The sequence below is a fragment of the Actinomycetospora callitridis genome (assembly GCF_028737265.1).
Taxonomy (GTDB): domain Bacteria; phylum Actinomycetota; class Actinomycetes; order Mycobacteriales; family Pseudonocardiaceae; genus Actinomycetospora; species Actinomycetospora callitridis.
The window spans coordinates 541,780-562,797 of record NZ_JAQZAK010000004.1 but is presented as its reverse complement, the minus strand read 5'-3'; the positions used below and the strand labels follow the sequence as shown (position 1 = coordinate 562,797).

16 protein-coding genes and 1 rRNA gene are annotated in these 21,018 nt (G+C 73.9%); 12 read left to right on the top strand and 5 right to left on the bottom strand.

The window, feature by feature from the left end; all coding sequences use genetic code 11:
- The 7 genes from rrf to PH191_RS17195 all read left to right on the top strand — a co-directional run.
- Positions 1-108, top strand: a 5S ribosomal RNA gene (gene rrf / locus PH191_RS17225); the annotation flags it as partial.
- A gap of 308 nt (positions 109-416) precedes the next feature.
- On the top strand, positions 417-1,046 hold the full coding sequence (locus PH191_RS17220; RefSeq protein ID WP_274195829.1) for a single-stranded DNA-binding protein: 630 nt from the start codon (positions 417-419) through the stop codon (positions 1,044-1,046).
- 50 nt (positions 1,047-1,096) lie between these two features.
- Positions 1,097-2,773: an energy-dependent translational throttle protein EttA gene (ettA, locus tag PH191_RS17215; RefSeq protein ID WP_274195828.1), complete on the top strand. Its 1,677-nt coding sequence runs from the start codon at positions 1,097-1,099 to the stop codon at positions 2,771-2,773.
- 13 nt (positions 2,774-2,786) lie between these two features.
- Entirely contained in the window at positions 2,787-5,249 is a 2,463-nt protein-coding gene (locus PH191_RS17210) for a tetratricopeptide repeat protein (RefSeq protein ID WP_274195827.1), read from the top strand.
- A 151-nt stretch (positions 5,250-5,400) separates the two neighbouring features.
- Positions 5,401-10,359 carry an NAD-glutamate dehydrogenase gene (locus tag PH191_RS17205; RefSeq protein WP_274195826.1) on the top strand — a complete coding sequence of 1,653 codons (4,959 nt, stop codon included), beginning with the start codon at positions 5,401-5,403 and terminating at the stop codon, positions 10,357-10,359.
- 34 nt (positions 10,360-10,393) lie between these two features.
- Positions 10,394-10,819, top strand: a complete 426-nt coding sequence (locus PH191_RS17200) for an acyl-CoA thioesterase (RefSeq protein ID WP_274195825.1) — start codon at positions 10,394-10,396, stop codon at positions 10,817-10,819.
- Positions 10,816-11,388 (top strand): DUF8010 domain-containing protein, encoded by a 573-nt coding sequence (locus PH191_RS17195; protein WP_274195824.1) that lies wholly within the window; start codon positions 10,816-10,818, stop codon positions 11,386-11,388. The genes PH191_RS17200 and PH191_RS17195 overlap by 4 nt, the downstream gene beginning before the upstream one ends.
- A gap of 2 nt (positions 11,389-11,390) precedes the next feature.
- On the opposite strand, the gene PH191_RS17190 is transcribed toward PH191_RS17195, so the two are convergent.
- Genes PH191_RS17190 through PH191_RS17180 form a run of 3 tightly spaced genes read right to left on the bottom strand, consistent with a single transcriptional unit; the run spans position 11,391 to position 13,565 of the window.
- A complete protein-coding gene (locus PH191_RS17190; protein WP_274195823.1) occupies positions 11,391-12,086 on the bottom strand; it encodes a dienelactone hydrolase family protein in 696 nt (231 codons plus the stop codon).
- 34 nt (positions 12,087-12,120) lie between these two features.
- The gene (locus tag PH191_RS17185; protein ID WP_274187604.1) at positions 12,121-12,519 is read right to left on the bottom strand and encodes a globin; all 399 of its coding nucleotides are present in this window, start codon (positions 12,517-12,519) and stop codon (positions 12,121-12,123) included.
- A gap of 32 nt (positions 12,520-12,551) precedes the next feature.
- The gene (locus PH191_RS17180) at positions 12,552-13,565 is read right to left on the bottom strand and encodes a mechanosensitive ion channel family protein (protein ID WP_420791818.1); all 1,014 of its coding nucleotides are present in this window, start codon (positions 13,563-13,565) and stop codon (positions 12,552-12,554) included.
- A 231-nt stretch (positions 13,566-13,796) separates the two neighbouring features.
- On the opposite strand from PH191_RS17180, the gene PH191_RS17175 reads away from it, so the two are divergent.
- From PH191_RS17175 to PH191_RS17160, 4 genes are read left to right on the top strand one after another with little or no spacing between them, the layout of a single operon-like run.
- Positions 13,797-14,456 carry an HNH endonuclease gene (locus PH191_RS17175; RefSeq protein ID WP_274195822.1) on the top strand — a complete coding sequence of 220 codons (660 nt, stop codon included), beginning with the start codon at positions 13,797-13,799 and terminating at the stop codon, positions 14,454-14,456.
- A 36-nt stretch (positions 14,457-14,492) separates the two neighbouring features.
- Positions 14,493-15,899, top strand: coding sequence for an amidase (locus PH191_RS17170; RefSeq protein WP_274195821.1), 1,407 nt, complete (start codon positions 14,493-14,495; stop codon positions 15,897-15,899).
- Between the two features lie 59 nt (positions 15,900-15,958).
- Positions 15,959-16,213, top strand: a complete 255-nt coding sequence (ctaJ, locus tag PH191_RS17165; RefSeq protein ID WP_274195820.1) for an aa3-type cytochrome oxidase subunit CtaJ — start codon at positions 15,959-15,961, stop codon at positions 16,211-16,213.
- Positions 16,200-16,739: a DUF5130 family protein gene (locus PH191_RS17160; protein ID WP_420791813.1), complete on the top strand. Its 540-nt coding sequence runs from the start codon at positions 16,200-16,202 to the stop codon at positions 16,737-16,739. Before ctaJ ends, PH191_RS17160 begins: the two co-directional genes overlap by 14 nt.
- A 65-nt stretch (positions 16,740-16,804) precedes the next feature.
- On the opposite strand, the gene pepN is transcribed toward PH191_RS17160, so the two are convergent.
- Positions 16,805-19,384: an aminopeptidase N gene (pepN, locus tag PH191_RS17155; RefSeq protein ID WP_274195819.1), complete on the bottom strand. Its 2,580-nt coding sequence runs from the start codon at positions 19,382-19,384 to the stop codon at positions 16,805-16,807.
- An 87-nt stretch (positions 19,385-19,471) separates the two neighbouring features.
- On the opposite strand from pepN, the gene PH191_RS17150 reads away from it, so the two are divergent.
- Positions 19,472-20,080, top strand: coding sequence for a mycothiol-dependent nitroreductase Rv2466c family protein (locus PH191_RS17150; protein WP_274195818.1), 609 nt, complete (start codon positions 19,472-19,474; stop codon positions 20,078-20,080).
- Positions 20,081-20,089: 9 nt separating this feature from the next.
- Here PH191_RS17150 and PH191_RS17145 read toward each other — a convergent pair whose 3' ends face one another.
- Positions 20,090-20,986: a phytanoyl-CoA dioxygenase family protein gene (locus PH191_RS17145; RefSeq protein ID WP_274195817.1), complete on the bottom strand. Its 897-nt coding sequence runs from the start codon at positions 20,984-20,986 to the stop codon at positions 20,090-20,092.
- Positions 20,987-21,018: the final 32 nt, after the last annotated feature.

Sequence of the window (21,018 nt, the reverse complement as noted above, 5' to 3'; positions counted from 1 at the left end):
CACAGCGGAGGGGAAACGCCCGGACCCATCCCGAACCCGGAAGCTAAGCCCTCCAGCGCCGATGGTACTGCGACCGACAGGTCGTGGGAGAGTAGGACACCGCCGGAACACCCGACCACCCCCACACACATCACCACCCCACAAAAAGAGGGGCGAGGACTCCACCAGGAGCCCCCGCCCCTTTTTTCGCGCCTCCGGGCCGTGTCGATTCCCAGCCCGTGTCCGATCGTCTGTCCGGCGGTGTTACGAGGCCGTCCGGATCATTCGACGGCTCACCACGACGTCGGTCCATCCACACCCCCCGCTCTCGTCCCCAGGCACGCGGTCCGTGCTCGCGTCTTCGCGCCGGCGGCGTGATGCTGCGTCGTGCGGGCAGGGAATCGCCCCGGCCCCGGACAGGACGAGCGGAGTTCGACGTGAACGAGACGATGGTGACCGTGACGGGGAACGTCGCGGGCGACGTGATCGCGCGACGGGTCGGTGCCAACCTGGAGCACATGCTCGTGACCTTCCGGGTCGCGAGCTCGGAGCGTCGCTGGGACAAGGCGTCGGAGTCCTGGGTCGACGGGGACCGGTTCACCGCGTCGGTCAACTGCTGGCGCCGGCTGGCCGACGGCGCGCGCTGCCTGACCAAGGGCGATCCGGTGATCGTCACCGGGCGCCTCTCGGTGCGCGAGTACGAGGCGGAGGGCGTGCGGCGCTACATGACCGAGATCAGCGCCGTGGCGGTCGGGCCGGACCTCGCACGCTGCACCGCGGACGTCCACCGCCGTCGCCCTGACGGCGCCCAGGCTGCCGAGGGCGCGGTGACCGAGGGCGCGGTGACCGAGGGCGACGGGCTCGCGGGACCGGCGGGGCTCGGAGAGGGGACGTCCGACGTCGTCCCCGCGTTCGCCACGGTGCCGAGCAGCGAGGCGACCCTGGTCACCGAGGGCGCCCCGGAGGTCGCGTCTGTGGTCGACGGACCGGAGTCGGAGGGGGCGACGGTCACCGGTATCACGCCGGGTGACCGGCGGCGTTCCGGCTCGTCGCGCGCGAGCGCCTGAACGGCCCCGGGGCCGGTGGACGCCGAGCGGTGGGAACTACCATCGGAGGCGTGGCTGAGTTCATCTACACCATGAAGAAGGTTCGCAAGGCCCACGGGGACAAGGTGGTCCTCGACGACGTCACGCTGAACTTCCTCCCCGGCGCGAAGATCGGTGTCGTCGGCCCCAACGGGGCGGGCAAGTCGAGCGTTCTGAAGATCATGGCGGGACTCGACCAGCCGAACAACGGCGAGGCGTTCGCCGCCCCGGGCGCGAGCGTCGGCATCCTCCAGCAGGAGCCGCCGCTGAACGAGGAGAAGACGGTCCTCGGCAACGTGCAGGAGGGCGCGGGTGACGTGGCCACCAAGCTCGCCCGCTACAACGAGATCGCCGAGCTCATGGCCACCGACTACTCGGACGAGCTCATGGAGGAGATGGGTGCCCTCCAGGAGGACCTCGACAACGCCGACGCGTGGGACCTCGACTCCCAGTTGCAGCAGGCGATGGACGCTCTCCGGTGCCCGCCGGGCGACTCCCCGGTCACGCACCTCTCCGGCGGCGAGCGCCGGCGCGTGGCGCTCTGCAAGCTCCTGCTGAGCAAGCCGGACCTGCTACTGCTCGACGAGCCCACCAACCACCTCGACGCCGAGAGCGTCCAGTGGCTCGAGCAGCACCTCGCCAACTACGAGGGTGCGGTCCTCGCCGTCACCCACGACCGATACTTCCTCGACAACGTCGCGGGCTGGATCCTGGAGCTCGACCGTGGGCGGGCGATCGGCTACGAGGGCAACTACTCGATCTACCTCGAGAAGAAGGCCGACCGCATCGCGGTCCAGGGGCGCAAGGACTCCAAGCTGCAGAAGCGGCTCAAGGACGAGCTCGCCTGGGTGCGTTCGGGTGCGAAGGCGCGGCAGGCCAAGAGCAAGTCGCGTCTGGCCCGCTACGAGGAGATGGCGGCCGAGGCGGAGAAGACCCGCAAGCTCGATTTCGAGGAGATCCAGATCCCGCCGGGCCCGCGTCTGGGCAACGTGGTGGTCGAGGTGAGCCACCTCGACAAGGGCTTCGACGACCGCCTGCTCATCAAGGACCTGTCGTTCTCGCTCCCGCCCAACGGCATCATCGGTGTCATCGGGCCGAACGGTGTCGGCAAGACGACGCTGTTCAAGACGATCGTCGGCCTCGAGAAGCCGGATTCGGGCGAAGTGCGGGTCGGCGACACGGTGAAGCTCTCCTACGTCGACCAGGGACGTGAAGGTCTCTCCGGTACCGACAACGTCTGGAAGGTCGTGTCCGACGGGCTCGACTTCATCCAGGTCGGCAACGTCGAGATGCCGTCCCGCGCGTACATCTCGGCGTTCGGCTTCAAGGGGCCGGACCAGCAGAAGCCGGTGAACGTCCTCTCCGGCGGGGAGCGCAACCGTCTCAACCTGGCGATGACGCTCAAGCAGGGCGGGAACCTCCTGCTCCTCGACGAGCCGACCAACGACCTCGACGTCGAGACGCTGTCCTCGCTCGAGAACGCGCTGGAGAACTTCCCGGGCTGCGCCGTGGTGGTCTCCCACGATCGCTGGTTCCTCGACCGCGTCTGCACCCACATCCTGGCGTGGGAGGGCACCGACGATCACCCTGCCTCGTGGTTCTGGTTCGAGGGCAACTTCGCCGACTACGAGCAGAACAAGGTCGAGCGCCTCGGTCCGGACGCCGCCCGCCCGCACCGTGTGACGCACCGCAAGCTGACCCGGGACTGAGGGACTCCCCGAGGTGGAGGTGCCGGCCGGGCAGCCCGGTGTCCCAGGGCTCAGCGCGAGCGCGATCCTCGCGGTCGCGGAGGGCCTGCGGTGGACGGACCCGCAGCTCAGCGTCGCCCTGGCCGAGCACGTCGCCCGGGTGGCCGGCGCGGACGCGAGCGCCCGGACCGCGGCCGAGCGGGCGACGGTCCTCGCACTCGGACAGTCCGACCGGAGTGCCGGGCTGATCGTGCGCGCCCTTCCTCACCTCCGGGCGGCCGAGCGCGAGGGCCGCATCGTCGACGCCGGGACCCTGCGGTGCGAGCTGTCGCTCGCGGCCCTGCGGTGCGGCGACGTCGCCGCCGCGGAGTCGTTGCTCGAGCCGCTCGCCGCGGGGCGCGTGCTGCCCCCGGCGGCGCGCGCGGACGCCCTGGTCGCGTGGGCGGCGGCGCGGGCCACCCGGGGTGACGTCGCCGGGGTGGACGCGGCCGGACGCCAGGTCGACGACCTCCTGGGCGAGACCGCGGACGACGCCCGGCGCCTCGCGATGCGGCGCGCCCGGGCGGAGGCGCGTCGGCACGCGGGGGACACCTCCGGGGCGCTCGAGGTCCTCCGTGTCGCGGTGTCGGACGCCGACGTCGCCGACGGGGGGCGCCAGGCCGCCCTGCTGCTCGCGGACCGCGTCGAGCTCCTCGCCGGGCTCGGCCGTCGCGACGAGGCCCGGGAGGCGGGGACGCCGGCGCTGGCGGACACGCCCCGGGCGACGACGTCGCTGGCGCTGGGTCGCCTGCGCTGCGTGCTGGCGCAGCACGTGCACCTGCCGGCCGGTGAGTTCGAGACCGCGGAGCGCCTGGCGCGCGAGGCGGAGACGGACCTGACCGCGCGGGGCCACGAGGCGCAGGTCGCCGCCGCGATCGAGGTGCTCGCCGCCGTGGCCGAGGGACGGGGCGACGCACGTCTGGCGTTGGAGGAGCTCCGTCGCGCCCGCCCGCACCTCGAGGCGGCGCACGAGGAGGTCACGCGGGCCCGTGCCGCGCTGGCGGCCGCGCTGTCCCGCGACGAGGACCGGATCCCCGTGGCCTCCGGGAGCCCACCGGACGGCGCCACCGGCGAGGACGCCGACGGCGCCTGGGCGACCGCGGCCACGGGCGGCGCGGGACCCCCCGAGATCGCCACCGACGCACCGCCCCCGGCGGTCTCGAAGCCCGCCCAGGCGTCCGCGCTCGACGGCCCGCCGATCAGCTCGGAGCCGGAGCAGCCGGGGCAGCCGGGGCAGCCGGAGGAGTCGGTGCCGGGGAGCGACGCCGTCCCCGACGCGCCGGAGCCGGCCGCCGAACCGGCCGCCGAGCCGCGCCGCCGCCGGAACCGCTACCGCGAGGAGGGCGACCCGGGCGACCTGCTGGCCGCCGCGCTGGCCGCTGCCCGCGGCGAGTTCGTCGCCTTCTCGACCGCCTCCGCCACCGCCGAGCCGGCGGCGACCCACACCGAGCCGCCCGAGCCCGGTCCCGCCGAGACCGTCGACCACGACACTCCCGGTGACGAGGCCGGAGCCGACGACGGCCCGGGCGACGACCCCGCGGCCGCCCGGCGTCGGCGGCTCGCCCGGGCCCGCGCGCGGTGGGAGGCGCCGGAGTCGATCCTGCCCCGTCGCGACGACGTGCCCTGGTCCTCCCGCTCCGACGACCGGAGCGACGGCCCCCTCGGCTCCTGGGACGACGAGCACGGGTCGGCCCGCCGGCGCGCCGACGAGGACGGGACCGATCCCCTCGCGGATCGTGGACACGGAGACACCGGCCGGGGGACGGCGAGCCCCTACGACAGCGACCCGCTCGGCCTCGAACGGCTCACCGCCGGGGCGCGGGACGAGGACCGCGAGCGGTCCGGGCGCCGGCGGCGTGACGCCCTCGACGACCCGGACCCGGTGACCACCACCGCGCACCCGGGTGTCGCCCACACAGGCACGAACGGCCAGAACGGCCAGGGCGCCCGCGGTGCGGACAGTCGGAGCGCTCTGGGTCGGAGCGCCCTGGGTGGGAGCGCTCTCGGTCAGGGCGTCACCACCGGGCCCGGCGCCGGGCCGGGAGGTGCCGACGACGAGCTGGCGCGGGAGCTGGCGCTCACCCTGGTCGACCTCCTCAGTGAGTACGAGGACGCCGGGGTGCCGCTCGGGGGCGGCCTCACAAACGGCACGCCGACACCGCTGAACGGGACCAACGGCCACAGGGCCGTCACGCCGAGCGCCCCCGGTGCCCGGCCGGCCGCGCCCGCCGCCGCACCCCGGACCTTCACGGGCACCGACGCCACGCACGCCACCCCGACCTCGGCCACCCCGTCCCGGAACGCCGGGCCACGGGGCCCGCGCACCGGCGTGCCCTCGGCGCGCGGCGCGGACGACGCCGGCCCGCGTCTGGCCGATCTGCTCGCCGACGCCATGGACGCCTACCACTCCGCCGGCCCCGGGCCGGACGCCGCCGACGACCGGCGGGCGCGCCGGTGACCGGCCACCGGGCGCACTCCGGGCCTTCCCCGAGCCACGGCTCGCCGCCCCGGGACGTCGTTAGGGTGGCTCGCGTGACCCCTCGGTCGTGCCGCGAGCGGCGCACCGGGGGAACCTCCGCCCACCGACGTGCGAGGTGTGTGAGCACGCCATGACGACGACCACCAGCCGTGACGCCGCCCGGGACGGGGCGGCGAGCTCCTGGCCCGGCGTGCGGGAGGTGCTGCGGACGGTCGCCGCCGACCAGGACCCGCCGGACAGCGAGCTCGGCGAGCTCGCGATCACGTACTTCGCCCGGGTGCCCGACAGCGAGCTCGTCCCCGAGCCGGCGGACGCCCTGGCGACCGTGCGCGCCCACCGGAGCCTCGCCCGTCTGCGGGTGCCGGGCAAGCCGGTGACCGCGGTGCTCGACACCCCGGGCGCCGCGGGGCGCATCTCGGTGCTCGTCGTCACCGACGACATGCCGTTCCTCATCGACTCGGTGCTCGCCGAGATCGACCGCACCGGCGCGAGTGTGCACCGCGTCGTGCACCCCGTGATCGTGGTGCGCCGCGACGTGCGCGGCGAGCTGCTGGACATCCTCCCGCTCGCCGACCCCGCGGCGCCGCCGCCGGGCACGGTCGCCGAGTCGTGGATGAACATCGAGCTCGGCGACCTGCCCGGCTCGGACCCGGCGCGCGACCTGGCAGCCGACCTGCACGCGCGCCTCTCGGGCGTGCTCACCGACGTGCGCGAGGTCGTCGAGGACGGCGAGCGGATGGTGTCCACCGCGCGCGCCCTGGCCGACTCGCTGGCCGCGGCCGGCGGCGGCGCGGACACGGCCGACACCGTCGCCCTCCTGCGCTGGTTCGCGCAGGGCAACCTGATCCTGCTCGGCTACCGGCGCCAGGAGCTGATCGACACCCCGGAGGGGCCGGCCCTGCGGGGCGTCCTCGCCACGGGGCTGGGCGTGCTGCGTCGCGACAGCCTCGTCGCGCGCACGCTGACCGCCAGCCCGGACAGCGTGCGCCCCGCGGGCGTCGCCGCCGACGCCGCGCCGCGCAAGCTGCTCGTGCTCACCCGGGCCAGCGCCCGGTCGACCGTGCACCGCCCGGAGCACCCGCTCTACGTGGGCGTGAGCATCCACGACGAGGAGGGCCGGCTCGTCGGGGAGCACCGCTTCCTCGGGATCCTCACCGTCGCCGCCCGGCACGCCGACGTGCTCGGCATCCCCGTGGTGTCGCGGCGCGTGCAGGAGGTCGTGGCCGAGGCGGGGCTCCCGGTCGACTCGTGGTCGGGCCAGCGACTGCTCGAGGTGCTGCAGACCTACCCGCGCGCCGAGCTGCTGTGCACCGACCGCGACTCGCTGGAGTCCACGGCCACCGGTGTGCTCGACCTCGCCGAACGGCGGCGTGTCCGGCTGTTCCTGCGCCGCGACCCGTACGGCCGCTACTTCTCGTGCATGATCTACCTGCCGCGCGACCGGTACACGACGGCGACGCGCCTGCGGATGCAGGACGTGCTCATGCGCGAGCTCCGCGGCACCGACCTCGAGCACACCGCCCGGGTCACCGAGGACCAGCTCGCGCTGCTGCACGTCACGGTGCACACCGGGCGCGAGGAGCCGGTGTCGCCCGACCTCGAGGCGCTGACGAACCAGCTCGCCGAGGCCGCGCGCACGTGGTCGGACCGTCTGCGCGAGCTCGCGACCGGCGAGGAGCGCGCGGTGCTGGCGAGCATCGGCGAGCCGTTCGCGGAGTCCTACAAGGAGGACTTCGGCCCCGAGCGCGGGCTCCTCGACCTGCGGATCCTCGACGGCCTCACCCCGGAGGGCGCCGAGGGGGACGGTCACCACACCGCCGTGCGCCTCTACCGCCCCACGAACCCCGACGCCGGCGACCGCCGCCTCAAGCTCTACCTCGCGGGCCGGCGCGCGACGCTCTCCTCGGTGCTGCCGGCGCTGCAGTCGCTGGGTGTCGTCGTCGTCGACGAACGGCCCTACGGCGTCACCCGCAGCGACGGCGTGAGCTGCTGGATCAACGACTTCGGCCTGCGCCTCGGCGACACCGACACCGTGCCGCCGGGCACCGAGCACGACCTCACCGAGCGCTTCGCGGAGGCGTTCGAGGCGGTGTGGAGCGGGCACGCCGGCGCCGACGCCTTCAACGCGCTGGTGCTGCGCGCCGGGCTCTCCTGGCGCCAGGCAGCGGTGCTGCGCGCGTTCTCGCGGTACCTGCGCCAGGTCGGCAGCGCCTACGGGCAGAGCTACATCACCGACGTCGTCGGTGCCCACCGCGACGTCGCCGTCGGGCTCGTCGAGCTGTTCGAGGCCCGGTTCGACCCGGCGCTGTCCGACGACGAGCGCGAGCGGCGCGTGGCCGAGGTCGACGGGCGGGTCACCGACGCGATCGCCGAGGTCACGAGCCTCGACGCCGACCGCATCCTGCGCTCGCTGCTGGGCGTCGTGCGCGCGACGCTGCGCACCAACTACTTCCGGCGGAACGCCGGCCAGGACGGGATGGAGGCCGGCGCGCCACGGCCGTTCCTCGCCCTCAAGCTCGACCCCGCGCAGGTGCCGGGGGTGCCCGAGCCGGTGCCGGCCATCGAGACGTTCGTGCACTCCAACCGCGTCGAGGGCGTGCACCTGCGGTTCGGCGCGATCGCGCGCGGGGGCCTGCGCTGGTCGGATCGCCTGCAGGACTACCGCACCGAGATCCTGGGCCTGGTCAAGGCGCAGGCCGTGAAGAACGCGGTGATCGTCCCGGTGGGCGCCAAGGGCGGGTTCGTGGTCAAGCGGCCGCCCGCACCGACCGGCGACGCGGCCACCGACCGCGACGCCGCCCGCGCCGAGGGCGTCGCCTGCTACCGCATGTTCGTCTCGGGGCTGCTCGACCTCGTCGACGACCGGGAGGGGCACGCGGCGCAGTCGCCGATCCGCACCCCGGAGGACGTCGTGCGCTACGACGGCGACGACTCCTACCTGGTGGTCGCCGCCGACAAGGGCACCGCCACGTTCTCCGACCTCGCGAACGCCGTGGCCACCGACTACGGGTTCTGGCTGGGCGACGCGTTCGCCTCGGGCGGCTCGGTGGGCTACGACCACAAGGCCATGGGCATCACGGCCCGCGGCGCGTGGGAGAGCGTGCGGCGGCACTTCCGCGAGCTCGGCATCGACGTCGCGAGCGACGAGATCACCGTGGTCGGCGTCGGCGACATGTCCGGCGACGTGTTCGGCAACGGCATGCTGCTCTCCGAGCACCTGAAGATCGTCGCCGCGTTCGACCACCGTCACGTCTTCCTCGACCCCGACCCGGACCCGGCGGTCTCGTTCGCCGAGCGTCGCCGGCTCTTCGAGCTGCCGCGCTCGTCGTGGGCCGACTACGACGCATCGCTGATCAGCGAGGGCGGCGGGGTCTTCCCGCGCACCATGAAGGCGATCCCGGTGTCGGCCCGCGCGGCCGAGGTCCTGGACGTCGAGCCGGGGAACCTCGACCCGCCGACGCTGGTCCGCGCGATCCTGCGAGCCCCCGCCGACCTGCTGTGGAACGGCGGGATCGGCACCTACGTCAAGGCCTCCACCGAGACGCACGCCGACGTGGGCGACAAGAGCAACGACGCCGTGCGCGTCGACGGGGACGAGTTGCAGGTCGCGGTGGTCGGCGAGGGCGGCAACCTGGGCCTGACCCAGCGCGGTCGCATCGAGTACGCCCGCGCCGGCGGCAAGGTCAACACCGATGCGATCGACAACAGCGCTGGCGTCGACTGCTCCGACCACGAGGTCAACATCAAGATCCTGCTGGACTCGCTCGTCGAGCGCGGTGAGCTCGCCCCGGCGGACCGTGACGAGCAGATCGCCGCGACGACCGAGGACGTGGCCGGGCTCGTGCTGGCCGACAACGTCGCCCAGAACGAGGTGCTGGGGGTGTCGCGCGCGCACGCGGTCGGCATGCTCCACGTGCACCGGGACCTCGTCGCCGACCTGGAGGCCCGCGGGCGGCTGGACCGCGAGCTGGACGTGCTCCCCTCCGAGGAGGAGTTCGAGGCCCGCTGGAACGACGACCAGGGGCTGACCAGCCCCGAGCTGTCCACGCTGATGGCGCACGTGAAGCTCGACCTCACCGACGCGCTCGCCGCCTCCGAGCTCCCCGACCTCGAGGTGTTCGCCCGCCGGCTGCCGGCGTACTTCCCGACGGTGCTCGCCGAGCGCTACCCGGACGCCGTCGCCGCGCACCCGCTGCGCCGCCAGATCGTCACCACCATGCTCGCGAACACCGTCGTCGACGGCGGGGGACTGACCTACGTCCACCGCCTCGTCCAGGAGGTCGCGGCCTCCCCGGGTGATGCCGTGCGCGCCTACCACGTGGCCACCTCGGTGTTCGGGCTCGACGACCTGGCCGCCGACCTCGCCGCGGGCGAGCACGTGCTCCCGACCTTCGTCGCCGACCGGATCACCCTCGCCGCACGTCGTCAGCTCGACCGCGCGGCGCGCTGGTTCCTCACCCAGCGACCCCAGCCGCTCGCGGTCGGCGCCGAGATCCAGCGGTTCAAGCCGTGGATCGCGACGCTCGCGCCGCGCGTCCCCGACCTCCTGCGCGGGGGCGAGGCCGACAGCCTGTTCGCCCGCACCCAGGACTTCGTCGTCGCCGGCACCCCGGTCGAGCTCGCCCGGCGGGCCCTCGGCGGGCTGTCCGCGTTCGGGCTGCTCGACGTCGTCGAGATCACCGAGATCGCCGAGACGGAGCAGGGCGGGGTGCTCGCCGCCGACGGCGAGGTCACCGACGACGAGGTGCTCGCCGTCGCCGAGCTGTACTACGCGCTCTCCGAGCACCTCGGGCTGGACGCGCTGCTCACGGCCGTCGCCGGGCTCGACCGCTCCGACCGCTGGAACGCGCTGGCGAGGCTCTCCCTGCGCGACGAGCTGTACGCGTCGTTGCGCGCGATCACCCTCGACGTGCTGGCCGACACCGGCCCCGAGGAGTCGGTGGACGAGAAGATCGAGCACTGGGAGCAGGCCAACGCCTCGCGGCTGGTGCGCGCGCGCACCGCGCTCGCCGAGATCGCGAAGGAGCGCCGGGCCGACCTGGCCACGGTCTCGGTGGCCGCCCGCCAGCTGCGCAGCATGGTCCGCTGAGAAGATCCGTCCGAGCGCAGGAGGAAGCAACCGCGTGGCTCCGTACGTCAACGACGTGGCCGTCCGCTGGTCCGACCAGGACGCCTACGGGCACGTCAACCACGCCCGCGTGGTCACGCTGCTCGAGGACGCCCGTACCGGCATGTTGTTCGACGCCGCGACCGAGGCCGGGGTGGGGGACTTCGAGGGCGGCCTGCTCGTCTCCGCCCTGGACGTGGCCTACAAGCGCCCGATCACGTGGTCCCCGTCCGGCGTGCGCGTCGAGATGACCGCGCAGGACGTGCGCGCCGCGTCGTTCCGCGTCGCCTACCGGCTCCTGCTGCCCGACGGCGACGGCGGCTGGGACGCCGCGAAGCCCGCGGTCACCGCGACCACCCAGCTCGTGCCCTACGACCTCGCCAGCGAGCGGCCGCGGCGCCTGACCTCGGTGGAGCGGGAGTTCCTCGCGAGCTACTCGTGAGCCTGGCGGTCCCCGAGGCGGCGGACCGGGCGGCGCTCGCCGACGTCGTCGGTCGCGTGGTGCGGCTCGACCCGGCGGCCGTGGTGCGGCTGCGGGACACCGGCGGCGGGGTGGCGCTGTGGGCGGGCACGCCGTTCGACGTGCTCGTCGCGGCCCGGACGCGCGGGTCGGTGGAGCCGCGCGACGTCACGGTGACGGGGTCGGACCTGCTCGCCGCGCTGAGCGTCGTCGACGCCCCGGAGGTCGATCCCGGGGCGGCGGTCGACGACCGCTGGCGCGGCGACCTGCCGGGCGACGGGCCGTGGCGGGCGGTGGGGTCGATCCCCGCGGAGGAGGTCGACGCCCTGGTCGCCCGCATCACCGAGGCGGGCCTCGACGACACCGCGTGGGAGGGCGGCGGGGTGCGGGTGCCCGCGCGCTGCCTCGTCGCGGTGGCGGGGATGGGCTGGCCGGAGGACCCCGCGGCGCTGACCGTCGCGCTCTCCGAGGACGACGCGTGGATGCGGGTCGAGGTCGGTGACAGCGCCATCGTGCGCCGCCGCCGACCCCGCCTGGCCCTGCTGACCTGACGTCAGCCGAGGTTCGCGCGCAGGAAGTCGCGCGTGGCGCTCCAGGCCTTGAGGGCCTGTTCGGGGTCGTAGGTGCCGAGCAGGTTCTCGTCGTTGAAGAAGGCGTGGTCGGACGGGTAGAGGCGGAAGTCCGGCCGGATGCCCGACTCCTTCTCGATCCGCTCGGCGAGGTCCTCGACGGCCTCCGGCGGCGCCATCTCGTCCTCCTCGCCGAAGTGCCCGAGGAGCGGGGCGGAGAGGTTCTCGAAGCTGGGGTAGTCCTCGCCCAGCACGCCGTAGAACGGCACCGCCGCACCGATCTTGTCGCCCTGCTGCGCGGCGAGGACCAGCACGAACCCGCCGCCCATGCAGAAGCCGACCGCGCCGACCTTGTCGCCGGTGACGGCCTCGTGCTCGAGCAGGTGGTCGACGGCGCCGCCCAGGTCGGTCGCGGCCTGGTCGACGGGCAGCTCCTGCATGAGCCGCCCCGCCTCGTCGGAGTCGTGGGTGGTCGTGCCGCCGTAGAGGTCGGGAGCCAGCGCGACGAAGCCCTCGGCCGCGAGGCGGTTGGTCACGTCGGCGATGTGGCTGGTCAGGCCCCACCACTCCTGGATGACCACGACACCGGGCCCGGAGCCGGACTCGGGGAGGGCCAGGTACCCGTGGGCGGTCCGTCCGTTGCTCGGGAAGGAGACGTTCTGGAGCGGGTTGTCGGCCATGCGGGCCATCCCACCAGGCGTCAGGCCCGGACGCTCACCAGGTCTTGTTCATCATGCTCGTGGCGGCCATCTCGAAGTACTCCCACATCTGCCGGCGGCGCTCCTCGGGGAGGTTCGCCTCGTCCACGGCGACGCGCATGCAGCGCAGCCACGCGTCCCGCTCGAGGGGGCCGATGGCGAACGGGCCGTGCCGCATCCGCAGCCGCGGGTGTCCGCGCTGGTGGGAGTAGGTCTGCGGCCCGCCCCAGTACTGCTCGAGGAACATCAGCAGGCGCACCTCGGCCGGGCCCAGGTCCTCCTCGGGGTAGAGGGGACGCAGGACAGGGTCGTCGGCGACCTGCTCGTAGAAGCGGTGCACGATCGCCACGAAGGTCTCGTGCCCGCCCACGGCGTCGTAGAAGGTCTCGGGCCGTCCGGCCTGCGGTGCACTCACCCCACCACGGTCCCAGATCCCGCCCCGGCCCGTCAGACCGCCGGGGTCCCGGGGCCGGCGACGCCGGGCCGGCCGCCGAACGGGTACGGGGCCGGCACCCCGGCGTCGTCGAGGGCGCTCTTGACCTCGGCGGCCACGGCGCGCTGCACCGCCCACTGCTCGCCGGGGCGGGTGCGGATGGTCAGGCGCATGAGGACGCCCTCGGCGGTGACCGACTGTACGCCCAGCATCTCGGGCGGCGCGATCACCTTGCTCGCGATCTTCGGCTCGGCGCACTCGGCGTTGGCGGCCCGCTCGGCGATCTCGAGGGCGTCGTCGACGTCCGCGGAGTGCCCGACGGGGATGTCGACGACGGCGACGGAGAAGCCCTGGCTGGAGTTGCCGACGCGGAGCACCTCGCCGTTGCGGACGTACCAGACGGTGCCGGCGATGTCCCGCAGCGTCGTGACGCGCAGGCCGACGGCCTCGACGGTGCCGGTGGCCTCGCCCAGGTCGACGACGTCGCCGACGCCGTACTGGTCCTCGAGCATCATGAAGATGCCGGACAGGAAGTCGCGCACGAGGTTCTGGGCGCCGAAACCGATGGCCACACCGACGATTCCCGCCGACGCGATGATCGGGGCGAGGTTCACCCCGAACTCGCCCAGGATGAGCACGAACGCGACGCCGTAGATGAGGATCGTCGAGAACGACCGCAGCACCGAGCCGATGGCCTGGGCGCGCTGTGTGCGGCGCTCGACCATCAGCGGGGCGGCGTCGCGCAGTGTGCGCACCGCGCGGTCGCGCAGGGGACGCAGCAGCGTCGGGACCCGGCCCTCGCCGGCACCACTGGTCAGGCGGTGGATCGCGCGGTGCACCGCGAGGCGCAGGATCACCGCGACGACGATGATCAGGAGGACGACGACGGCGTGCGCGAACAGCTCGTCGGCGGACCGGGACAGCCAGTCGGTCTGCGTGAGCCGGTAGACCCGCGCACACAGCGAGCCCTGGTCCGCCGCGCACGCGGGGGCCTCGGGCGGGATCACGCTCGAGAGCGGGTTGTCCAGGAGGCCCGACGGCGCCGGCGCGGTGCTGCTCGGGGCCGGTGGCGGTGTCGGCGGCGGCACGGTCACGTTCCCCGACGCTAGAGCACGCCCCGCCGTGCCCCACCAAGCCCCGACCCTCCCCGATCGCCGCGCGCGGGCGATCAGAACACGCGTGCGATCGCGCGGGTTGTGTGGTCGTATAGGACCAACTCCCCGGGAGGTGGTCGTGTGCACGAACGACAACCCGGCAGCGTGACTCCGCTGGTCAGCGAGGTCCCGCCCACCACGCCGCCGTACGGCGCGTTCGACCCTCCCGATCCCGTCCCCGAGCTCTCCCTCGCTCCCTCGTTCCCGGCCCCGCTCTCCCCGACGCCGCCCGCGCCCGCCGCGCCGTCCTGGGGCCGCCGCCGGGTCCTCCTCCTCAACGCCACCTTCGAACCCCTCACCGCGCTGCCGCTGCGGCGCGCGATCGTGCTGCTGGTCTGCGGCAAGGCCGAGGTGGTCCACGGCGACGCCGCCGGGCTCGTCCTGCACTCGGCCACCGGCTCGGTCGACGTCCCGTCGGTGATCCGGCTCCGTACCTACGTGCGCGTGCCCTACCGCGCGCGGGTGCCCCTGACCCGCGCCGCGCTCATGCACCGCGACCGTTTCCGGTGCGCCTACTGCGGAGGGCGCGCGGAGACCATCGACCACGTCGTCCCGCGCAGCCGGGGCGGGACGCACACGTGGGAGAACTGCGTCGCGTGCTGCGCCCGGTGCAACCACCGCAAGGCGGACAAGCTGCTCGCCGAGCTCGGGTGGCCGCTGCGCACAATGCCCACCGCGCCGCGGGGCCGGCACTGGCGCCTGCTCGCGAGCGTCGTCGACGCCGACCCGCTCTGGCTGCCGTACCTGGGGGAGACGGCCGCCTGACACCTCGTGGACTCCTGCGTGCACGATGGTGCACCCGTGAGCGACCTCCACGAGCTGACCGCCCTCGAGACCGCGGCGGCGGTGCGCAGCGGTGACGTCACCGCGCTCGACGTCGTCGACGCGGCCCTCGCCCGTGCCGAACGCCTGGGCCCCGAGCTCGGGGCGTTCGCGGTGCTGACACCCGAGTGGGCCCGGGACGCCGCGCGGGCGCTCGACCGGGCCGGTGTCGCCGGCGGCGGACCGCTCGCCGGGGTGCCGACGGCGATCAAGGACCTCACCGCGACCGCCGGTGTGCGCACGGCCCGGGGGTCGGTGATCTACGACGGGTACGTCCCGGCGCACGACGACGACGTCGTCGGCCTCCTGCGCGCCGCGGGCACGATCAGCATCGGGAAGACGGCGGTCCCCGAGTTCGGCCTGCCCTGCTACACCGAGCCCGCCGGCAGGCTGCCGGCCGTGACGCCGTGGGACACCACGCGGTCGGCGGGCGGGTCGTCCGGCGGGGCGGCCGCGGCGGTGGCGGCGGGGATCCTGCCCGTCGCGCACGGCACCGACGGCGGCGGCTCGGTGCGCATCCCGGCGTCCGTGTGCGGGCTGGTCGGGCTCAAGACCACCCGCGGGCGTGTCCCGGCCGGCCCGGCGGGCGGCGACCCGGCGGGTCTGTCGGTGCACGGCCCGCTCGCCCGCACGGTGGCCGACGCGGCCGCGTTCCTCGACGCGATGACGACGCCCGCACCCGGGGAGCCCTTCGTCCCCGCGCCCCCGCCCGACGGCGGTTTCCTGGCCGCCGTCGCCCGACCCCCGCAGCGACTGCGGATCGCGCTGGTCGTCGACGCACCGCTGGACGGTGCCGTGGTCGACCCCGCCTGCCGCCGCGCCGCGGAGGACACGGCCGCCCTGCTCGCCGAGCTCGGCCACCACGTCGAGCCGGTGACGCTGCGCCTGCCCGACGACGCGGTCGCCGCGTTCCTGACGCTGTGGACGGTGCTCTCGCTCGGCGACCCCGTCGAACCCACCGACGAACCCCGCCTGCAGCCCCTGACCCGCCACCTCCGCGCCCGCGGCCGTGAGGTCGGCGGGTGGGAGGCGATGGCGGCGCTGCACACCCTCCAGGTGTCGGCCCGCGCGCTGGTCGCCGAGCGCGCGGCGTTCGACGCCGTCCTGACCCCGACCGTCGCGCTGCCGCCCCGCCCGGTCGGGTGGTTCACCGCCGGCGGCGACCCGGCCGACGACTTCGCGCGCCAGATCGCGTTCACCCCCTGGACCGCGATCGCCAACCTCACCGGCGAGCCCGCGATCTCCCTGCCGCTGTCCTGGTCGGACGGCCTGCCGATCGGCATCTCGCTGCGCGGGCGGCGCAGCGAGGAGGCGGTGCTGCTCGCCCTCGGCGCCGAGCTCGAGGCGGCGCGGCCGTGGGCTCGCCGACGTCCGCCCGGGATGTGAGGCGACCCGGGGCCTCCTACGACGGGACGTCGTGGGCCGGATCCACTACGGTGCTCCGCGTGAGCCCGCTGACCACCTTCCTGCTCTACGGGGTGACCTCGCTCGGGGGGATCGGCCTGATCTCCGCCCTGACGCTCGTCCGCCGTCCCGCGCGCGGCGCCCGCTACCGCTCCGGCGACGCGTGGGACCACGAGCCGCTGTGGTGGATGGGCAACCCCCGCGGTTCCGGGGTCCCCGCACCGACCGTCGAGGCCGTGCCCGCCGGCGCGGCCGCCGAGCACACCGCCCGAGGAGGCGCTCGTGGCACGTGGTGAGGTCGTCCCCACCAGGCAGGACGCGCCGGGCGAGACCACCCGGTACAGCGGTACGCCCGGGATGCTCGAGGACCCCGTCTACGGGGAGGCGCGCGTCGCGACGCTGTCCGGCCGCATCTCCGAGGCGACCGACGTGCTCGCCGAGGACTCGCGCACCCCGTTCTCGCCGTCCCAGCTCTCGCGGCTCGACGAGGCGCTCACGCTCGCCGGTCGCGAGACCGGGCTGCTGTTCACGCTCTGGATCGGGGCCCTGGGTCCCCGCTCCCGCGAGCGGGCCGAGGAGCTCCACGCCTCGCTCGGCGACAGCGCGGCCGAGGCGGTCGTCGTCGCGGTGTCCCCGGGCGAGCGCGTCGTCGAGGTCGTCACCGGCGCCGAGTCCAGCCGCCGCATCGACGACCGCGGCGCCAAGCTCGCCGTGATGAGCATGGTCGCGTCGTTCAAGGAGTCCGACCTCGTCGGCGGCATCGTCGAAGGTGTCACCATGCTCGCCGACCAGGCGGGCGCCGCGCACCACCAGCACTCCTGACGCGAACGGGCTGTTCGCTGCGACAGGAGCAGCGAACAGCCCGTTCGTTCCGTTCGGGTGCGGCCTCAGCCGCGGTCGAACTCCCGGGCGGCGAGGGCCCGCACGACGCCCGCGCGTCCCTCCGTGACCAGACGGCGCAGGGCCGACGGGTGGTCGCCCTCGAGCCAGGCGTCCGCCTGCTCGACCGTCGCCTGCTCGACGGCCCAGGACGGGAAGAGCCCCTGCACCATGGGCTGCGCCTGCTCCGAGGACCGGCGGGCCCAGACGTCGTCGACGGCCGCGAAGTAGCGCGGCACGTAGTCGACGAGCAGCGCCTGCTGCGCCGGGTGCGAGAAGCCCATGATGATCGCGGAGTTGATGGCGTTCGGGAGCGAGTCGTCCTCGACGGCCCGGCGCCACGCCTCGGCCTTGGCCTCCGGGGTGGGGATCAGCGCGCGGGCGCGCTCGGTCATCCGCCGTCCGGTGGCGGTGTTGTCGAGCGCGTACTCGGCCTCGATCTCGGCCTCGCCCGCAGCACCGTGCGCGACGAGCGCGTGCAGGAGACGCCAGCGCAGGTCGGTGTCGACGGTGAGGCCCTCGAGCGGCTTCTCGCCCGAGCGCCACCCGGCGATGGTGTCGATCGCCTCGCCCGTGAGCACCGACCCGGCGAGCGCGTTGACGATCGCCAGCTGGTGGTCGGAGCCCGGGTCGGCGTGCGCCAGCTCCAGCAGGCGCGCCACGAACGTCGGCCACCCCTCGGTGACCGCCCAGCCCGGCTCGGCGTAGGAGGCGAGCGCGGTCTGGGCCTGGAGCAGGAGGCGCTGGACCACGCCGACCTCGGACTCGGCGGCGAGCCCCGCGGTGACGAGGGCGACGAAGTCGCGGGCGCGCAGCTCGGCCTCGCGGGTCATCTCCCAGGCCGCCGACCAGCACAGGGTGCGGGGCAGCGGCTCGGCGATGTCGCCGATGCGGTCGATCAGGGTGGTCAGCGAGCGCTCGTCGAGCCGCATCGTGCAGTAGGTGAGGTCGTCGTCGTTGACCAGCACCAGCGCGCCCGCGTCGACACCGACCAGCTCGGGCACCTCCGTGCGGTCGCCGGAGACGTCGAGCTCCACGCGGTGCTGCCGGACGAGCTTGCCGCTGCCGTCGTCGCCGTAGATCCCCACCGCGAGCCGGTGGGTGCGCAGCTCGCCCGCGCCGGGCCGGGCGCCGCCCTGGACGACCTCGAACGCGGTGTAGCGCCCCCTATCGGCGTGCTCCTCTGATTCGCCGACGGAGAACGACGGCGAGAGCGAGTTGAGGCCCGTCGTGCGCAGCCACTGCGCGCTCCAGCCCGACAGGTCGCGGCCGGAGGCCTCGGTGAGGGCGCCGAGCAGGTCGTCGAACGTCGCGTTGCCGTAGGCGTGGCGCGAGAAGTAGAGCCGCAGCCCCGACAGGAACTCCTCCTGCCCGACGTAGCTGACCAGCTGCTTGAGGACGCTCGCGCCCTTGGCGTAGGTGATGCCGTCGAAGTTGACCTCGACGGCCTGCAGGTCGGGGATGTCCGCGGCCACGGGGTGGGTCGAGGGCAGCTGGTCCTGGCGGTAGGCCCACGACTTCTCGACGTTGGCGAACGTCGTCCACGCGTTGCGGTACTCGGTGGCCTCGGCCTGGCTGACGACGCTGGCCCAGGTGGCGAACGACTCGTTGAGCCACAGGTCGTCCCACCAGCGCATGGTCACGAGGTCGCCGAACCACATGTGCGCCATCTCGTGCAGCACGGTCTCGGCGCGGCGCTCGTAGAGGTAGCGGGTGACGCGGCTGCGGAAGACGTAGTCCTCGAGGAACGTCACGGCGCCGACGTTCTCCATCGCGCCGGCGTTGAACTCGGGGACGAAGAGCTGGTCGTACTTCCCGAAGGGGTAGGGCACCCCGAAGTTGCGGTGGTAGAAGCCGAAGCCCTGCTTGGTCTCGGTGAACAGCCGCTCGGCGTCCATGTGCTCGGCGAGGCTCGCGCGGCAGAAGATGCCGAGCGGGATGGTGCCGTGCTCGTCGGTGTAGGTGTCGTCCCAGCGGGCGTAGGGCCCGGCGATCAGCGCGACGAGGTAGGTCGAGATCGGCGCCGTGGTGGCGAAGGCGTGCCGCTTGGCGCCGTGGTCGGCGTCGGTGACGGTCTCTCCTGCGCCGTTGGAGATCACCTGCCAGCTCGGCGCCGCGGTCACCGTCGCCGTGATCGTCGCCTTGAGGTCGGGCTGGTCGAAGCAGGCGAACATCCGCTTGGCGTCCGCGGTCTCGAACTGGCTGTAGAGGTAGACGCCGCCGTCGACCTGGTCGACGAAGCGGTGCAGGCCCTCGCCGGTGTTCATGTAGCGGCCGTCGGCGTCGACGACGAGCTCGTTCTCGGCGGCGAGGTCGGGCAGCGTGATGCCCTTCTCCTCGTCGTAGTCGGCGACGTCGAGCTCGCGGCCGTTGAGCGTCGCCGAGCGCACGCCGGCAGCCACGATGTCGATCCAGGTCGAGGCGCCGGGCTGGGCGGCCGTGAAGCGCACGGTCGTCGTCGTCCGGAACGTCGACTCGCCGGGCCCGCCGGCGCCGTCGGTGAGGTCGAGGTCGATGGCGTAGGACTCGACGTCGAGCAGCTCGGCGCGCGTGATGGCGTCGTCGCGGGTCAGGTTCGGGGCAGCCACGGCGCCACCCTACGACCGACCGGGAACATCACGGCCCCTCGCCGGGGTTGCGCGGGTGAGACCTTCTGAGAGGGGAACCCGATCGCCATGGCTGAGAAGACCCGCGTCGACTTCTGGTTCGACCCGCTGTGCCCCTTCGCGTGGATCACGTCGCGCTGGATGCTCGAGGTCGAGAAGGTGCGTGACGTCGAGACGCATTGGCACGTCATGAGCCTCGCCGTGCTGAACGAGGGCCGGGACCTGCCCGAGGAGTACGCCGAGATGATGAAGAAGGCGTGGGGCCCCGTCCGCGTGTGCATCGCCGCGGCGCAGCAGAAGGGCGACGACGTCCTCGCGCCGCTCTACACCGCGATGGGTTCGGAGATCCACAACAACGGCAACAAGGACTTCGACGACGTCATCGCGAAGGCGCTCTCCGAGGTCGGGCTCGACGCCTCGCTCGCCGAGGCCGCGCACACCGACGAGTACGACGACGCGCTGAAGACGTCGCACCACGAGGGCATGGACCCGGTGGGCATGGACGTCGGCACCCCGGTGATCCACGTCGACGGCTCGGCCTACTTCGGCCCGGTCATGACCCGCATCCCGAAGGGCGAGCAGGCCGGCCAGATCTTCGACGGCGCCAAGCTCCTGGCGGGCTACGAGTACTTCTACGAGCTCAAGCGCACGCGCGACACCGAGCTGCAGTTCGACTGACCCCCCGGGTCACATCGAGGCCGGTGCCTCGTTCTGCTGCAGCGCGAACAGGCTCGTGTAGCCGCCGGACCAGTCCGGCGGGATGAGGCAGGGCCTGGGGTCGTGGTGTGCCCAGCGGGCCCGCTGCCCGCGGACGATCTCCTCGGCGTGGCTCGAGGGCAGGGGGTTCGCGGTGTACGGCATGGCGTCGGCCGCCTTGTAGACGTTGAGCAGCAGCGGGCGGCCGATGGGTGAGTCGTTCGCCGCCGAGTGGTGCGCGGTGCGGCAGTTGTGGATCGTCACCGAGCCGGCGGGGCCGGGCAGGTAGGCGGTCCGCGCGGTGTCGAGGCCGGCGGCATCGTGTGCCGAGAGCGCTCCCGCCCACGCGCCGTCGGCGCCGTAGAGGTCGTAGAGCGGGCCGTCGTGGCTGCCGGGCAGGGCGCCGAGCGGACCCTGCTCCATGCCGCAGTCGTACAGGTAGGTCCCGAAGGTCAGCGGCGTGTAGTTGGTGTGCGGCCAGTACTGGATGTCCTGGTGCCACTTGACCTCCGCGCCGCCCCGGGCCCACTTGAAGTTGAGCTTCGAGTGGTGGAAGGCGACGTCGGGTCCGACGAGGTCGGCCGCGACGTCGGCGAGCAGCGAGTCCCGGGCGTAGGCCCAGTAGTCGGGGTGCTGGTCGACGGGGCTGGTGACCCGGCGCAGCCGCGGCGCGTCGGCGGTGTGGTCGGGCTCGAGGTCGAAGACGCGGTCCGAGGCGGTCAGGGCGCGGCTGCGCTCGACCATCTCGTCGGTGGCCGCCCGCAGGCGCACCAGCCACTCCTCGGGGATGAGCCGTTCGAGCAGCAGGTAGCCGTTCTCCCAGTACGACTCGCGCTGCTCCTCGGTGACGACCTTCGCGGGCGTCCGTCGGATCTCGTCGATGAGCATGGGGGAACCTCCACCTGTGTCCGTCATCACAC

What these genes read in the sequence shown, in the direction of transcription:
- PH191_RS17145 (WP_274195817.1), bottom strand. Translation starts at nt 20,986, where the DNA reads ATGCTCATCGACGAGATCCGACGGACGCCCGCGAAGGTCGTCACCGAG.
- PH191_RS17190 (WP_274195823.1), bottom strand. Translation starts at nt 12,086, where the DNA reads ATGGCCGACAACCCGCTCCAGAACGTCTCCTTCCCGAGCAACGGACGG.
- PH191_RS17150 (WP_274195818.1), top strand. Translation starts at nt 19,472, where the DNA reads ATGGCTGAGAAGACCCGCGTCGACTTCTGGTTCGACCCGCTGTGCCCC.
- PH191_RS17205 (WP_274195826.1), top strand. Translation starts at nt 5,401, where the DNA reads ATGACGACGACCACCAGCCGTGACGCCGCCCGGGACGGGGCGGCGAGC.